12 protein-coding genes are annotated in these 15,891 nt (G+C 63.2%); 4 read left to right on the forward strand and 8 right to left on the reverse strand.

The genetic code is table 11. The features are described from left to right. Positions 1-56: 56 nt before the first annotated feature. From K3F48_RS10120 to K3F48_RS10135, 4 genes are all read right to left on the reverse strand, one after another. On the reverse strand, positions 57-2,186 hold the full coding sequence (locus K3F48_RS10120) for a DNA topoisomerase (protein WP_222575308.1): 2,130 nt from the start codon (positions 2,184-2,186) through the stop codon (positions 57-59). 446 nt (positions 2,187-2,632) lie between these two features. Then, positions 2,633-2,965: a DUF3325 domain-containing protein gene (locus K3F48_RS10125; protein WP_222575309.1), complete on the reverse strand. Its 333-nt coding sequence runs from the start codon at positions 2,963-2,965 to the stop codon at positions 2,633-2,635. Then, entirely contained in the window at positions 2,962-4,500 is a 1,539-nt protein-coding gene (locus K3F48_RS10130) for a PepSY-associated TM helix domain-containing protein (protein ID WP_222575310.1), read from the reverse strand. The genes K3F48_RS10125 and K3F48_RS10130 overlap by 4 nt, the downstream gene beginning before the upstream one ends. Then, positions 4,497-4,799 (reverse strand): DUF3649 domain-containing protein, encoded by a 303-nt coding sequence (locus tag K3F48_RS10135; protein WP_255608814.1) that lies wholly within the window; start codon positions 4,797-4,799, stop codon positions 4,497-4,499. The genes K3F48_RS10130 and K3F48_RS10135 overlap by 4 nt, the downstream gene beginning before the upstream one ends. 323 nt (positions 4,800-5,122) lie before the next feature. On the opposite strand from K3F48_RS10135, the gene K3F48_RS10140 reads away from it, so the two are divergent. Then, the gene (locus K3F48_RS10140; protein WP_222575311.1) at positions 5,123-7,351 is read left to right on the forward strand and encodes a TonB-dependent siderophore receptor; all 2,229 of its coding nucleotides are present in this window, start codon (positions 5,123-5,125) and stop codon (positions 7,349-7,351) included. Between the two features lie 198 nt (positions 7,352-7,549). On the opposite strand, the gene K3F48_RS10145 is transcribed toward K3F48_RS10140, so the two are convergent. Next, positions 7,550-8,923 (reverse strand): HAMP domain-containing sensor histidine kinase, encoded by a 1,374-nt coding sequence (locus K3F48_RS10145; RefSeq protein ID WP_222575312.1) that lies wholly within the window; start codon positions 8,921-8,923, stop codon positions 7,550-7,552. Further along, the gene (locus tag K3F48_RS10150; RefSeq protein WP_142864286.1) at positions 8,920-9,597 is read right to left on the reverse strand and encodes a response regulator transcription factor; all 678 of its coding nucleotides are present in this window, start codon (positions 9,595-9,597) and stop codon (positions 8,920-8,922) included. The genes K3F48_RS10145 and K3F48_RS10150 overlap by 4 nt, the downstream gene beginning before the upstream one ends. Positions 9,598-10,087: 490 nt before the next feature. Between K3F48_RS10150 and K3F48_RS10155 the strand changes: the two genes are divergently transcribed. After that, complete coding sequence (locus tag K3F48_RS10155) at positions 10,088-12,136, forward strand: TonB-dependent siderophore receptor (protein ID WP_222575313.1); 2,049 nt, start codon at positions 10,088-10,090, stop codon at positions 12,134-12,136. A gap of 33 nt (positions 12,137-12,169) precedes the next feature. On the opposite strand, the gene K3F48_RS10160 is transcribed toward K3F48_RS10155, so the two are convergent. Next, positions 12,170-13,117, reverse strand: coding sequence for a nitronate monooxygenase family protein (locus tag K3F48_RS10160; RefSeq protein ID WP_222575314.1), 948 nt, complete (start codon positions 13,115-13,117; stop codon positions 12,170-12,172). 217 nt (positions 13,118-13,334) lie between these two features. On the opposite strand from K3F48_RS10160, the gene K3F48_RS10165 reads away from it, so the two are divergent. Further along, positions 13,335-13,982, forward strand: a complete 648-nt coding sequence (locus tag K3F48_RS10165; RefSeq protein WP_222575315.1) for a TetR/AcrR family transcriptional regulator — start codon at positions 13,335-13,337, stop codon at positions 13,980-13,982. Between the two features lie 192 nt (positions 13,983-14,174). On the opposite strand, the gene K3F48_RS10170 is transcribed toward K3F48_RS10165, so the two are convergent. Next, positions 14,175-14,888, reverse strand: coding sequence for a FadR/GntR family transcriptional regulator (locus tag K3F48_RS10170; RefSeq protein ID WP_222575316.1), 714 nt, complete (start codon positions 14,886-14,888; stop codon positions 14,175-14,177). A gap of 253 nt (positions 14,889-15,141) precedes the next feature. On the opposite strand from K3F48_RS10170, the gene K3F48_RS10175 reads away from it, so the two are divergent. Then, a complete protein-coding gene (locus tag K3F48_RS10175) occupies positions 15,142-15,891 on the forward strand; it encodes a class I SAM-dependent methyltransferase (RefSeq protein WP_222575317.1) in 750 nt (249 codons plus the stop codon).

The raw sequence follows: 15,891 nt of genomic DNA on the forward strand, positions 1-15,891 counted from the left end.
CACGGCGGCTCGGCTATCGTGAAGTGTATCGCGAAAGGAACATAGGCGGCAATACGCTATCTCGCATGCTCGTCGAGGAACTTGCGGCAGGCGTCGAAGTCCTGTCGATAGAGGTCGGGCAATTTCACTTTCTTGGCGCGCGAGAGATTTTCCGCATAGGCGACCATCTTGTCGGTCGGCGCTTTCGAACGACCGGCGTGCTCATTGCTGTCCCTCTCGGTCGGTTTCGCCTTCGGCGCGCGCTGCGCCTTCGATCCACGACGACGCGGAGCCGAGCCGGCGGTCTTCGCCGCGGCGGCGCCGTCGGCACGACCGCCCCGGCGTCGACGCGCCGGCGCGGAGGTCGCCAGCTCGACCTTGCCGATCGATTTTTCGACCAGCGCCTCGATCAGCTCGCGAGCGGCGGTGGCGACGCCGTCGATCACCGCATGATAGTCGGCCTTGCCGACGAGGACCTCGTCGAGGCGCATCTCCCAGAGAGCGGTGGTGGCGGGATCGACGAGCGCCGGCGCGGCGCCGCGCAACAGCTCGAACAGCTGCAAGCCGGCCGGGGTCGGCACGACGAGCTTGCCATCCGCCGTCAGCAAATTCTGCCGTTTCAATCCTTTGATGATTTCCGCCCGGGTCGCCGGCGTGCCGATGCCCTTGGCTTCCTTCAGCCGGTCGCGAAGCGCGGCGTCCTCGACGAAGCGCCACGCATTCTGCATCGCATCCACGAGCGTGCCTTCGTTGTAGCGCGGCGGCGGCTGCGTTCGCTTCGCTTCAACTCGCGCGTCGGACAGAACCGCGCTTTCGCCGTCGCGGAGCGCGGGCAGCGTCTGCTCCGCTTCGGTCTCGGCGTCCGGCTCATTCGCCTGATAGACGGCCTTCCAACCGAGCCGCAGCGGAATCCGCCCCGCGGCGCGGAATTCTGCTGCGGCTCGGCCGGGAATGGGAACCGCCATTGTGACCACGGTCTGCCGATATTCGTAGTCCGGCATCACCGCGGCGAGATAGGAACGGCAGATGAGCGCGAACAGCCGCTTCTCGTCGTCGTCGAGCCGCGTCAACCGCGTTTCGAGATCGTCGAGAACATTGACATTCGGCGCGATCGCATGATGCGACACGCCCTCCAGCGCCTTGTCGCAGAAATGGCCGGATTTTCCGCGCCGGATCACCGGTGAGGCGATGTCGAGCGGGGCGAAGCCGCGCAGGCGCGTCAGAGCGGCGACGATGGCCGGGATGTCGCCGATCTGATTTTCGGTGAGGTAGCGCGCCTCCGCGCGCGGATAGGTGATCAGCTTCTTGCCTTCGCCGTCATAGAGTTCTTGCGCGACCGACAAAGTCTTGTCCGCCGTCCAGCCCCAGCGCTGGCCGCAGGTCTTCTGCAAGGACGGGAGATCGAAGAGACGCGGCGGCACCTGACGCTTGTCGTCGACCGTGACGCCGAGGGGCCCCCGATGGCCGCCGGCGGCCGCGGCGATCGTCTCGGCCTCGGCGCGCTTCTTGATCCGCATCTTGGGCGGCGGCGCGTGACGCATCAGAAAGGCGCCGCCCTCGACGGTCGCCGTGGCGACGATCTCGAAATAATCCTCGGGCCGGAAATTGCGGATTTCCAATTCGCGCAGGCAGACGATCGCCAGAGTCGGCGTCTTCACCCGGCCGATCCCGATCACGCCCCGCACGCCGGGCGCGAGCAAGGTCTTCGTCGCGGTTCGCGTCAGCGACAGATTGAAGATCTGGTCGGCCTGCTGGCGCGCCACCGCCGCCTCATAGAGCGGACGCATCTCGGCGTTGGGCTTCAGCCGGGCGAAAGCCTGCTGGAGCGTCTTCGGGTCCTGGGCGGTGAACAGGGCTCGCCGCACGCGCCCGCGATAGCCGAGATGATCGAGGATTTCCTGGCCGATCAGCTGGCCCTCGCGGTCGCAGTCGGTCGCCAATATCACATCGTCACATGCGGAGAGCGCCGTCGCGATGGCCGCGAGCTTCGCCGGCTTGTTGCCCTGCGCGGCGGCGCGGGTCGGATAGAGCCCGTCAGGCTTCAGGACGACGCAGGACCAACTCTTCCAGGCGGGATTGATTTCGTCGGGCTCGGCGAGACGAAGCAGATGGCCTTCGGCCGGCAGAATCTGCCCATAGCGGGTGCCGAGCGCCGCGCGCAGGTCCTTCGCCTGGCTGGATTTTTCCGTGATGATAAGTGTCGCCATGCGCCATGCCGAATCGAACAGAGACCTCAGCCTAGCGCAAGAGTGAGAACAAAAAAAGAACATTTTGCAGCTGTCGATCGATCAGCCCCTGTCCGGTTAAGATGGACACCCACTACATATAGGCCGGCGGGGGCGCCGCGCCGACGCCGCCCGATTGGCCGGACGTGACCCATCGCAGCCCTATCGCGCCGATAGGCCCAGCGTCTGGTTACGCCGAAAGGCGCCATTCCCGGGCCGGGCGTCATGCAGCGGCTGCCAGAACAGTGTCCCTTTTCCCTCCTTCATATTGCCGTTCTGCAATAGAGAAAACGCTTTTGTCGCCTTCATCGGTTGCTATCTGGAAGGCCGCACGAACGCGCCGACGAGAGGAACACACACGTGCGACCAAGTTAGGCGACCATGTCTGCGGTAGGGAATCATCGTCGCACTCGACGATTGCATCGACCTCACGCTGTGTCGAAGATCATCTCGAGAATTGCGATCGGACCCGCCAACGAGGCTACGGCCGCCGCAAATCGGGGAGCATAGGCGAGCAGAACGGCCGTCAGCAGCGCTCCGAGGGAGGCTGCGATGACGAATGCGACGACGCCGATCGAGGCGCTCCGCGACAATGTCGCCAAGGCGAAAACACAGACGAACAGCGCGCCGCTCACACATCGCGCCGCGATCTTGTCCGTCGTGCTGGCGCGCCGTCCGAACACCTGCCGGTGGTGACGGTCCATCGCCAGCGCCGCGGCGAAAGAGCCGCAATAGCCGAGAACGAAAACACTCGGAGTCATGGGACGAACTCTCTCTTAGGCGTCTGATCGATGATTTTCGCGCTCGGGCGCTCTTCGCGCAGCTTTGTCGCGATCGCTGCGAATGCGCATCCGATTGCCGCCATGGTGACGTCGAATCCCAGAAAGACTCGATCGTAGGATGCGATCTCGCCGCTGCGATAGGCCGCCGCGTCGGCGATCGGCAAAGCGGCGAAGGCGCCGGCGGCGACGACCAGCATCGGCGCCCAGGGCGCGCGGCGCCACGGGAGAAGGGAGACGAGGAACACGGCGATCCATGTGGAAAAAAACATCATAGGCTCGCCCAGCAGGCGATCAGGGGAGGCGGAAGGAAACAGCCTGTTCGCCCAGAAATACGCCGCCACTGCAATCGGCAATCCGACGATCACGCCGAGATTCAGCCTCTCGACGAGAAACATTCCGATGCGCGACGTATCGCGTCGGCGCGCGCTGACCGACCACAACACGAGACCTGTTCCGATCGTCGCTGTCGCTGTCGACCCGCAAACGAACAGGCCCGCCCGCAGAGCCGCATCGGCGAAGCGACCGACATGCAGACCATACATCGTCATCTGAGTGGCGACGACCGACGAAGGCGGCGACTGCGGAATCGATCTCCCATCCGGTCCGATGAAGCGCAGCTTGTCATAGCGATAGGCCAATGTTTCCGACGCGTCGCGTGTCAGCTCGATGAGCGTTCCGATCTCGCCCGGCCGATAGATATCGATCACTCCGGCGCGACCGCCCTCCCAACGCCGCCGCGCTTCCGCGAGCGGCAGCGCGATGGGCGCGAGAGGCGCAGGGTCCGAGACAGCCGGCGTCGGAGCGACGACACCGGCTTCGGCGAGCAACGCCTGCGCGCGTCCCTGATAAGCGATGTGGATTCCCCAGGGCATATAGAGGAACATCAAAGTGACCAATCCCGTATAGGTGATGACGAGATGGAAGGGCAAGGCCAGCACGCCGGCGATATTATGGCCGTCGAGCCAGGCGCGCTGACGCGTCGCATCGGGCCGAAAGGTGAAAAAGTCGGCGAATATTCGCTTATGCGCGACGACGCCGCTGACGAGCGCGACCAGCATCACGATCGCCGCGAAGCCGACGAGCAATCGTCCCCAGATCGACGGCATCCGAAGATCGAAGTGGAAATAATAGAGAAAGTCGCCGCCGAGCGTCGCGCGCGCCGGAGAGGGCGCGCCGGTCGCAGGATCGAGCCATTCGTGAACGAAGCTCGGCTCCTTTCCGGATTTGCGCCAGAGATGAATCTCCGTCGCCGGCTCGCGCGCATTCGGCAAGGTCACGCGCCATCGCTCGGCGTCGCCGCCGATCGCTCGAAGACGGCGCAAGGCTGCATCGGCGATTTGCGCATCATCCTTCGCATCGGCGGTGAAGCCGAGCTCCGGCCTCATCCAATGCGAAATCTCGGAGCGGAAGTAGGTCGCGCTACCGGTGAGAAAAATCGCATAGAGAAGCCAGCCCGCCAGCAGGCCGGCCCAGCCGTGCAGCCACAGCATCGAACGAAAGAACGATCCGTTCACCACACGCTCCGCGACGCTGAGAGCGCCGCCGCGGCGAACGGAAGCGCGCAGAGCAGAAGCCCGAGCCATGCGCGAAGCGCGCTCGACGCCGAAAAACACCAGAGGAACGCGCCGACATAGACGACGAAGCTCGTCATCATGCCTGTGAGCACGGCGTCGGCGCGGGCGTCTCGGGAGGAAATGGAGACAGCGACGACGAACAGCGAGGCGAACGCATAGCCGCCGACGACCGCCGCAACAGTTCGAGAAAAAATCTCGAACCGGCGCTTTGCCGCCACGCGATGAAGCAATCTCGACAAGACGCGCTCACTCCTTCGATTCGTGCTTCGCCTTTCGTGAACGAAGGCGACACGTTTTCGATAGTCGGGCGAAACACGAAGCGCGCGCTTGTGCGCTTCGCCATGATCGTGAGCCTAGCGCAGAATTCCAACGATTGCGCCACCGATGATCGTGCGAAGCAGCTTGTTTGGAAGAGTTCCGTAATAGGCCTTTCGATTCATAGCTTGGAAGCATTCCTCGATCGTGATCGTCATCGCTCGTGATAGAGCGTGATCTCCGCCATATCGGCGTCGTTCGCGCCTTCGCCTTCGACGCGCACGCAATCTCGGGGGAGTATTGCGCCATGTCCCTAATCACATCGCGTCGCATCCGCGCGCTCGAGCGTCGACACTGTCTCGAATCCATCGCGATCGCTTGTCTGCCGATCGGTATTCTCTCCGTCACGCCGGTCCTTGCGGAAGAGCAGCCGATCGCTCTGGACGCGATCGATATCGGCGCCGAGCGAACAACGGGTGAGACGCGCAAGACCGACGATAATTCCGCTGTTGTCGCAAGAGGCGGCTCCGCCGCCACCAAGACGAGCACGCCGCTGCTCGAGACGCCGCAATCGGTGACGGTCGTCACGCGCAAGCAGCTCGATCTCCAAGGTTCGCCGACGATCTACGACGCCTTGCGCTACACGACCGGAGTCGGCGGCGAGCGCGGCGTCAATCTCACCGACGATTCCTTCAATCTGCGCGGCTTCGCCGCCGGTCTCGCGAGCGCGCCTATGGCGATCTATCGCGACGGACTCAAGCAGCTCGGCGGCACTTACGCGGAGCCCTCCGAACCTTACGGATTGGAGCGCGTCGAGGTGATTCGTGGCCCGGCCTCGGTGCTCTATGGCCAGATCGCGCCCGGCGGGCTCATCAATCTCGTGACCAAGCGTCCGTCGACGGAGCCGCTCCGCGAGTTGGAAGTGCAGCTCGGCAGCTTCGATCGCAAGCAGATATCCGGCGACTTTCGCGGCGCGATCGACCCCGCAGGCGTCTGGTCTTATCGTCTGACCGGCCTCTTCCGCGACAGCGACACGATGGTGAGCCATGTTCCGGACGATCGCCGCTACATCGCGCCGGCTCTGCGATTCGAGCCCTCGTCCGACACGTCACTGACGCTTCTCGCGCGCTATCAGGACAGTCGCACCGCGTTCAATTGGGGCCTGCCGGCGGCCGGAAGCGTCGCGTACAACCTCAACGGCGTCTTGCCGCGGCACGGCTTCACGGGAGAGCCCAATTTCGACAAATACACGACCGAGGTCTATGCGGTCGGATATCAGTTCGAGCACCGCTTCAGCGACATGTTCACGGTACGACAGAACTTCAATCGTTGGGGATCGGCGCTCGAATGGGATTCGGCCTATGGCAGTTCGCTACAGGCGAACGGGCGCTATCTCAACCGCTTCGGCTACAGCCGCCGCGATACCTACGGCAGCTGGACCGTCGACAATCAGATCGAGGCGCGCTTCGACACGGGCCCGCTCGAGCACAAGGCGCTCGTCGGACTGGATTATCAAAACTATCGATGGAATTACAAGACCTGGCGCGGAACGGTCGCGGCGCTCGATCTGTTCAACCCCGTCTATGGCTCGCCGGTCGTCCTCAACTCGACGCCGAACATCGACAGTCTGATTCTGAATGATCAGCTCGGCGTCTATTTCCAGGATCAGATCAAGCTCGACGGGCGCTGGCTCATCACCGGAGGCGGTCGTCAGGATTGGACGACGCAGACCACTTACGCCTATCGCGCCGGCACGATCACGCCGAGCAATCAGGACGCCTTCACCGGTCGCGCAGCGCTCATGTATCTCTTCGACGAAGGCGTTTCGCCCTATGCGAGCTACTCCAGCTCTTTCGAGCCGCAGACGGCGATGGACTACACAGGCGCGCTGCTGAAGGCGAAGACGGGCGAGCAATATGAGCTCGGCTTCAAGCTCCAGCCGCCGGGCTCCGACTATATGCTGAGCTTCGCCGCCTATCAGCTGACGCAGCAGAATGTCCCGAGCGCCGACCCCGACGCTTCCCATCGTCTGATCAATCCGTCGGCGCAGATATCGATCGGCGAGGTGCGCTCGCGCGGCTTCGAGCTCGAAGGCAAGGCGACGGTCGATCGAAATCTCGATCTCATCGGCTCCTACACTTTCACCGAGAACAAGATCATGCAGAGCGCCACCGGCACGCAGGGGCAGTCCATGCCGGGCGTCGCCCGCAACGCTTTCGCGGTCTGGTTCAATTATCGGCCGGACTTCGCCGCGCGAGAAGCCGAGCTGCTGCAAGGGCTGAGCCTCGGCGCCGGCTTGCGCTACACCGGCCCGAGCTTCTCGCCGCCACTCGCCGCCCCCGGCGTTGTCTACCGGGTCCCGGATTATGCGGTGCTCGACGCGATGATCGGATATGAGCGCGACAATTGGCGTCTCGCATTGAACGTCTCCAACCTTCTCGACAACGCTTATGTCGCCGCCTGCTATTACAGCGCGCCGGAGTGCTTCTATGGCGAGCGACGCAAGCTCGTGGCCACGTTGCGCTATCGTTGGTGAAGCGCCTGCGGCGCCACCCTTGGAACAAGGCTGTCGTCGTCGAAAGCACAAGCGACCGCGATCATAGAGCCCGCGTGAGTGCGGAAAACATACAGACTTCACCATTTTCCACGCTCGGCTCCGCGCCATACAGGTCACGACCACGTTGAAACGCCGCGCACGGTGATCGCTCCCGCCTAGCCGAACAAATGAAATGGCCTACTCGATATCCGCCGCCGGAAAGGACAATTTGAATGTCGCGCCGCCGTCGGGCGTCGCCTCGAGGATGATGCCGCCGTCATGCGCCTCCATCAGTTCCTTGACGATCGCGAGACCGAGCCCGGCGCCGGGCTTTGCATCGGTCTTGCGCCAGAACGGCTCGAAGATCAGCTCGCGATCGGCCGCGGCCACGCCTTCTCCATGATCGATCACGGTTACTGTAGCGTCGCGGTCGACGCGCACGAGCACTGTGCCTCCTTCCGGCTCGGCGCGCAGCGCATTGTCGATGAGATTGCAGATGATGCTTTCCAGCGCCTGCCGATCTCCGACGACGACGACCGACGCCGGCGTCGTCTCAAATGCGAGATGGCGCCGGTTCTTGAGCGCCAGCAGCGCATAATCGTCGACGGCCGCCCGCGCGACTTCGGCGAGATCGACCGAGGTCGCCGCCTCGGATCGGCCCTGCAAGCGTGCAGACGCTAGAAGCTGTTCCACTATCGAGCGAATCCGCCTTGCATCGCGTTTCATGTCGCCGATGAACCCGGCCTCCTCGGGATGGTTCAGCCGTTCGGTGAGAATAGCGACCGGCGTGCGCAATTCATGCGCGGCGTTGGCGAGGAAGCGGCGCTGGCGCTTGATGTCGTCGTCGAGGCGTTCGAGCGCCTCGTTCAGCGAGGCGACGAGCGGCCGAATTTCGGATGGCGTTTTGGAGAGCGACAGGCGCCGGTTGAGCGACTCGAGATCGATCAGCTTGGCTTGTCCGACGAGCGCATCCAAGGACGAGAGTCCGCGCTTCAGCGTCACCCATCCGATGATCGCGACGACGATGATCTCGATGAGATGATATCTGATGTCTCCCAGCCCGGCCACATACATCCAGTATGGAAAATCGCGCCATGACGATACGTATCCATAGGTCGCGATCTCCAAGGAGCCATGTCGTGTATTCGTCAGAACGAGGGCGCCTTTGAAATCAGTTCCTGGCGCGCCATCGATCCGATAGGACAGGCTGATCGGCCTGACGCCGTCCTTGGCCTTGATGCGCGACACGAGCTCCGGCGACGATCCCGGCAATTCCGCCGCCGTTCTCGGGTCGATGACCGCTATGCGAAGAGACGGCATGAGCTCCATGGACGCCCGCAATTCCGGCGTCGGATCGAGACGCAAAATTCCGTCGGGCACACGCGTGACGGACGCCGCCGCCAGCGCATGGATTTTCGGAAAGGCGAGGTCGTTCCAATATTCGGGTCCACCGGGAATCACGCCGAACGCGCCGAGAATATGAACGCCGACATGCGTCACGACATAGCCGGCGACCTGCGCGATCGCGACATAGACCGAGAGCCGCGCCGCGACCGAGCGGAACGGGATCATGCGCTGGCCTCGCTCAAAAGATAGCCGCGCCCCCGCACGAGATGAATCTCGACGCGCGCATCGGCGCTTTCGAGCCGCTTGCGCAGGCGGGAAACCAGCGTGTCGAGCGCTCCCGGCGACACGATGTCGTCGAAACCATATACTTCTTCCATCAAGATCGAGCGAGCGACCACGCGGTCGATGCGGAGGATGAGCGATTCGAGGAGGGCGAATTCTCGCTTGTGGAGCTTCATCGGATTTTCGGCCACGCGAAACTGCTGGTCGCTCGGATCGAAGGACAAGGCGCCGGCCGTGACCTCCGGCAACCTCGAGCCGCTCGGCGACCTCAAACGCGCCCGCACGCGCGCCATCAGCTCTTCCCCATCGAACGGCTTGACGAGATAATCGTCGGCTCCCGCGTCCAGCCCTTCCACGCGCTCGCGAGGCGCATCGAGCGCCGTGACCATCATGATCCGCAAGCCTGGCCGCAATTCGCGCAAGGCGGGGAGCGCCTCCACGCCGTCGCCATCCGGCAATCGTCGATCGAGCAGCGTCAGTCGATAGGGAAATTGCCTCAGCGCCTCGACAGCGTCGGCGAGATTTCCGACATGGTCGCAAGCATATCCGGCCTTCTCCAGCCGCTTGCCGATGAGGCGCGCCATATCGGCCTCGTCTTCGACGATCAAAATTCGCATTCGCACGCTGCCCGGCGGCAGTCCACTCGGACTCGAAACCAAGCGCAGACTAGAGCGCCACTTTTCGCTTCGCCACCCGAGACCCTTCATTCTGGAAACTTTCCGAAGCCTTCACCTTGGCAGATTGGTGTAAGGTTCATAAGCGTAACCATGGCTGTCCCGATCGGCAGCCACGCCTCCAAGCGTTTGGCGAGCCGGACGAAAATTTGGCCGGAGGCCCTGTCCGATGTCTGTTCTGCTTCGTCACGCGATCTGGGGCGTCGCCTCGCTGCTGACCACGACCACACTCTCGAACGAGGCAGCCCTCGGGCAAGAAGCAGCGCCATCGGTCTTGCCAGCCGTGAGGGTGGACGCGCCGCAGCAAAAGATGCAGCAAAGCGGAGCTGCGAGCCGCGCCATTGCGCGAGCGGGGAAGCGGCGTCCGGTTCGCGCGCCATCGCAGGCCGCGCAGAGAAGGGAAAGCCCTTCCTCGACGACGAACGGTGGTCCCGTGACAGTCGGCGGAGCGCCGAGCGGCGCAGCGACAAGCGTGCAAGGCTATGTCGCGAGCCGGAGTTCCGTCGGCGCCAAGACCAATGCGTCAATTCTCGAAGTGCCGCAGTCGATTTCGGTCGTCACGCGCCGACAGATGGATGTGCGCAATGTTCAGCGCGAGGGCGAGGCGTTCCGCTACACGGCGGGCGTCTTCGCAGAGCCTTACGGCGCCGATCCGCGCCCGCTGTTCGACGCGCCGAACATCCGCGGGTTCGAAACCACTACAAACGGACTTTATCGCGACGGCCTGCGCGAGGCCAATGGCGTCTGGGGTCGCTTCCTCACCGAGTTCTATGGTCTCGAGCGCATCGATGTGCTGAAAGGGCCGTCCTCGGTGCTTTACGGACAAGGCGGACCCGGCGGCGTCATCGACAAGGTCACGAAGAAGCCTACGGATTACGCGCGCGGCGAAGTCTACATGCAGGGCGGAAGCTTCGACCGCAAGCAAGGAGCTCTGGATTTCAGTGGTCCCCTGGACGAGGATAAGAGGTTTCTCTATCGCCTTGTTGGCATGGCGCGCGACAGCGATACGCAGTTCCGATATGACGGCGACAAGGCGGTTCCCGATATACGCCAATATGTCGCGCCCTCGTTCACATGGCGGCCTTCGGAAGACACGCAGCTCACCATTCTGGGCGACTGGCTGCACAACAGAACTGCCGGTCCCTTCACTCTCACCTTGGCCAATCAAACCTATACGCGGATCATGACCGGCGATCCGAGCTTCAACAAAAGCGAGTTCACGCAAGGAACGGTCGGCTATCGCTTCGAGCATAGGTTCGACGACGCGCTCTCGTTCCGGCAGAACCTGCGCTACGGCGCGCATGACTTGAAATACAATAATATGACCGTCTCGAGCCTGACGGCTGCGGGCGTCCTCAATCGCAATGTGTCGATGATCGACGAACAGATCTATTCCTTCGCGCTCGACAATGTCGCCGAGGCGAAATTCGCCACTGGTCCGCTCTCGCATACGACGATCGTCGGCATCGATTATCAATCGACGACCTACACGACGCGCACGCGCGCCGGCGTCGGTCCGACGCTCTCCTTGCTCTCTCCTGTCTACGGGCAGTTCGTGACGCCGCCGACGAGCGTCACCAGCTATGCGCATCAGACCGCGACCCAGCTCGGATTCTATGGCCAGGACCAGATCAAGCTCGACGATTTCGTGCTGACCGTCGGAGCGCGCTACGATGACGCTCGCTCGACGACGACTAATTATCGTACCAGCGCCGTCGCCATCAAAACTGACAATGAGCCGAGCTACCGCGTCGGTCTGAACTATCTCTTCGCTTCTGGCCTCACTCCCTATGTCGGCTATTCGCGCGCGTTCTTGCCGACGGCGGGAGCGGATTTCAACGGCAATCCTTTCAAGCCGACTTTCGCCGAGCAGTTCGAAGGCGGCCTCAAGTATCAGCCTCTCGATTTTCCCGGCATGTTCACGATCGCCTATTTCGATTTGACGCAGCAAAATGTTCTGACCGCGGACCCGGCGCGGCCGGCGACCACCTTTAAAGTGCAGACGGGCGAGGTGAATTCAAACGGTCTCGAGGTTCAAGCAACGCTGAACCCGGCGCCCGGCTTCGACATCATCGCCGCTTTCACGCATAATCCGGTGCGCGTGACCAAGGACAATTCGAACGCTCAAGGCGTGAGCCTCGTCGGCCGGCGCCCGGCCTATATCGCCAAAGACTATGGCTCGATCTGGGGCGACTACTCGATTCAGGACGGGCTTGCGAGAGGCTTCGGTTTTGGCGCGGGCGTGCGCGCCATAGGTCCGACCTATGCGGACGCCGCCAACATGGTGCAGAACAAGGGCTACACGCTGGTCGACCTCACCTTGCACTATGAGCCGAATCATATCCCGGAGCTCGAGCGCTTCAGGCTGCAATTGAACATCAATAATTTGCTCGACAGGCGGCATATCGTCTGCACAGCGACGACGAATTGCCAATGGGGCGCAGAGCGCTCGATCGTCGGGTCGATGTTCTATCGTTGGTGAGGCGGCTTGGTCGAGCCTGCCGAGCTCCCTTGTTCAGGGCGCTACCCTCGAATAGCCGGCGATCAATTCCTGCATGATGACGCTCGCAGGCAAGATGGCGTCGAGCAGCCCGAGATTCTGACCGACGACAAGGCTGCCGTTCTCGACGTCGCCGTCGACGGCCGCCCCGCGCAAGACGCCACGACCGATCTCGCGGATGCGCTCCGCGGCCTCTTCGGGCGGCAGTTCCCGTTCGAGGCGCAGCATTTCATCCGTCAGCCGGTTGCGGATGCCGCGCACCCCGTCGCCGGCGCTGACGCCGGTCAGAACGGTGTCGCCTTCCCCGGCGGCGACGATGGCGTTCTTATAGTTGGCGTGGATCGGACATTCCTCGGCTACCAGGAAGCGGCTTCCGACCTCCACGCCGGCCGCGCCGAGCATGAACGAAGCGGCGACTCCGCGTCCATCGGCGACGCCGCTCGAATTGATCACGGGGATGGAAATGGCGTCCGCTACCTGGGGTATCAGGGAGAATGTGCCGGTGAGGCCGAAGATGTGACCGCCGCCGTCGTAACCCTTGACCGAGACGAAATCGACCCCGGCCGCTTCGAACACTTTGGCCTCCGACACCGAGGACGCCTTGCCGATCGTCGCGGCGCCGTGGCTCCTGAGCGCTTCGACGTAACGCGGAAGCGTGTCGAAATAGGCGGGAAACGTCTCGATCTCGACGACCCTGATCCCTTGGCGCAGGGTGATTTCCAGCAGCTTGTCGGCGTCGGGCAGGCAGGTGATGATGTTGAGGCCGAAGGGCGCGTCCGTCAGGGCCCGAGCCGCGCGGATCTCGGCCTCGAAGACGGCCGGCGGGCAGAAGCCGAGCCCCATGATCCCCAGCCCGCCGGCGTTGGAAACGCTTGCGGCGAGCTTGCTGTCCGACGCCCAGGCCATTGGCCCTTGAAGAATCGGGTAGCGAATGCCGAGCTTGTCGCAGACAATGTTGGTCAATGATCCCCTCTCGCCTACCCTGACGGCGACGGCGTCCTTTGTGGGATGGGATTGGACGGGCGCGCACAGCGCCGCGACCATCTCTCCCGAAACATCGCGCCCCGTTCAAATGAACGGGTGGGTTTTGTATTTCCACTGCAAAAGGCTATCAATAACCAAGTCATCCGTCAACTATTGAACGATATCGTTCAGTTACGGATAAGGAATGAGGACCGCAATGGCGGAGCCCGGCAGGCCGAAAGTAAGGACGAGAGGGCCGCGAACGGTCGAGCGCATCGTCGAGGCGGCTCACCGGCTGTTTCTCAGCAGAGGCTTCGCCGAGACGTCGATGGAGGCGATCGCCCAGGAGGCCGGCGTCAGCAAGGCGACGCTCTACGCGCACTATGGCAGCCGGGATGAATTGTTCACGGCTGTGATCTGGGCGGCTGGCGACCGGTTTTCAACCGGCCTGGTGTCGGGGGTGACGGGCGCCGCGGATTTGAGAAGCAAAATGGAGCGTCTCGCAGGCGCGGTGCTCGATCTATTGCTGTCGCCCGACGTGGTGGCCGCGAACCGGATCGTCGCAGCCGAGGCCCGGCGCTTTCCCGAACTCGGCAAGCTATTTTACGAGAACGGGCCGGACAGGCTGATCGCGCGGCTGGCGGAGGTGTTCGAGACCGCAATGGCTGCAGGCTCGCTCCGCCGGTCCGCTCCCCGCGACGTCGCCAAGCATTTCATCGGCCTGATCCGTGGCGACCTTCAGTTGCGCGCCATGCTCGGCGACGAGTCGGCATTGTCGGCGACCGAGCGCCACCGCGCGATCACTACCGGAGTCGGGGTTTTTCTCGCCGCCTATGCTCCGGCGGAGCCTTTCCGAGAGAGTTGATCGTCGACGGCCAGGCCCCCCATCGGCAGCTTGTCGTTCCGCCGCCGCTACGCGGTGGTCGTCGAATGATCGCGGACTCCGAGAGAGGCTGCAGTCGATCGAGCCTTCAAGGCGCATTTCAACCGCATCTGGATCCGTTAAGAAATCAGGAGCGGCCTCGAGCATCAATCTATCGTTCGTCCCGAAGCACCCTCACCCTTTCGAGGGCTCCGCCCCGCCCGTCGAAAGCGCGGCGATCACGGGAGCCGCAACCGCGCGCGCCGCTGCGGCCGCCGCGTCGCCGTCGCGACGCTCGATCGCGTCGATGATGACAGCATGGACGTCGAGTCCTGGATTCGGCAGGTCGCCTTCACCCAACGCCTCCGACATATAGACGCGCACGGAGCCCGCGAAATAGCGATAGAGCTCGGCGAGCGCCGCATTGCCCGACATGCGCGCGATGGCTCCGTGGAACTCTATGTCGGCGTCGACGAAATCCTCGCGCGCTGCGTGGTCCCTGCGTTCGCCGCGCCGGCTCAGCAGCTCTCTCAAGAATACGACGTCGGCCTCCGAGCGGTGCGTCGCGGCGAGCCGAGCCGCCTCGGCTTCCAGCATCGCCCGCAGCTCATAATGCTCTCGCAGGCTGGAGCGGCCGATCCGGCGCATGGTCTCGGCCGCGTCCACGTTCGTTCGCACATAAGTGCCGTCGCCCTGGCGGACTTCGAGAACCTGCGCGTGGGAGAGAACGCGGATCGCCTCGCGCACCGTGTTCCGGCCCACATCGAGCATGTCGGCGAGCTCCAGCTCGTTTGGGATTTTCGCGCCGACTTTCCACGCGCCGCTTTCGATCTGAGCGCGGATCAGATCGATTGTGGACTCGACGAGCGAACGCCGAGGCGCCTGCGGAATCGTGGCCGGGGACGACATATTCGACCTCATATCAGAAGACGCCGATCCTCCCCAAGTCGATGACGAGGCGGTCGCGAGCTGTCGAGAACTTGACGGCTGCGCATAAACATAGGATGATCCTATCAACCGATGAATAGAATGTCGACGCCTCGCAAGGAGAGTCGATATCGAGACGGCTCGCGAACGAGCGTCCTGGCTCACCGCGATCGGGTCGGAAAAGGCGTCGGGAGGCGTCTGCGGCAAAAGCAGACGGGCAAAAGGGACGACGATCATGGCTCCGGCGTGCGACGACAATCTGTTTACCGGCCTTATCGGCGAGGAATATGATTTCCTCCCGATCATCTGCCCCAACATCGAGACGGTGACGAAGAATCTCGGCGCGACTGTCGCGGCCTGGCGGCCCGGCGTCGCCCTGCGGGGACTGGAGATCGGTTGCGGCACAGGAACCAGCACGCGCTCGCTGCTCTCGCAGCGCGATGATCTGAGCCTTCGGGCTGTCGACGCCTCGCCGGCGATGCTGAATCAGGCGCGCGAAAATCTCGCCTCCTATGCGCGCGCCGGCCGCGTCGAATTCATCGAGAGCGATGCGCTCGCCTATCTGAGAGCGCTGCCCGACGCGAGCATCGACCTCGTCGCCTCCAATTACGCCATCCACAATTTCGATCATCGCTACAGGCGCGAGGTTTTCGCGCAGATCCTGCGGGTCCTCGAGCCGGGCGGCCTGTTCGTCAACGGCGATCGCTTCGCGCTGGACGATCACGACCTTCAGCTCGCCTCCACCCAGGCGGACGTCCGCCACTGGTTCAAGGTCTTCGGCGAGGCGAAACGCTACGATCTCCTCGAGGATTGGATCGTGCATTTGTTCAGCGACGAATCCGCCGATCGCCTCATGTATTCTTCGGCAACCCTGTCGACGATGCGCGCTCTCGGCTTCGCCGATGTGCAATCGAATTATCGCGAGGGCGTCGATAAGCTGGTGACGGCGACGAAACCTTTGAGCACGGCACGCGACCTCGATTAA

The sequence above is a fragment of the Methylosinus sp. Sm6 genome (assembly GCF_019802345.1).
GTDB lineage: Bacteria > Pseudomonadota > Alphaproteobacteria > Rhizobiales > Beijerinckiaceae > Methylosinus.

Coding starts and splice junctions, on each gene's coding strand:
- K3F48_RS10170 (WP_222575316.1), bottom strand. CDS start 14,888: ATGTCGTCCCCGGCCACGATTCCGCAGGCGCCTCGGCGTTCGCTCGTC.
- K3F48_RS10120 (WP_222575308.1), bottom strand. CDS start 2,186: ATGGCGACACTTATCATCACGGAAAAATCCAGCCAGGCGAAGGACCTG.
- K3F48_RS10175 (WP_222575317.1), top strand. CDS start 15,142: ATGGCTCCGGCGTGCGACGACAATCTGTTTACCGGCCTTATCGGCGAG.
- K3F48_RS10140 (WP_222575311.1), top strand. CDS start 5,123: ATGTCCCTAATCACATCGCGTCGCATCCGCGCGCTCGAGCGTCGACAC.
- K3F48_RS10145 (WP_222575312.1), bottom strand. CDS start 8,923: ATGATCCCGTTCCGCTCGGTCGCGGCGCGGCTCTCGGTCTATGTCGCG.
- K3F48_RS10125 (WP_222575309.1), bottom strand. CDS start 2,965: ATGACTCCGAGTGTTTTCGTTCTCGGCTATTGCGGCTCTTTCGCCGCG.
- K3F48_RS10150 (WP_142864286.1), bottom strand. CDS start 9,597: ATGCGAATTTTGATCGTCGAAGACGAGGCCGATATGGCGCGCCTCATC.
- K3F48_RS10165 (WP_222575315.1), top strand. CDS start 13,335: ATGGCGGAGCCCGGCAGGCCGAAAGTAAGGACGAGAGGGCCGCGAACG.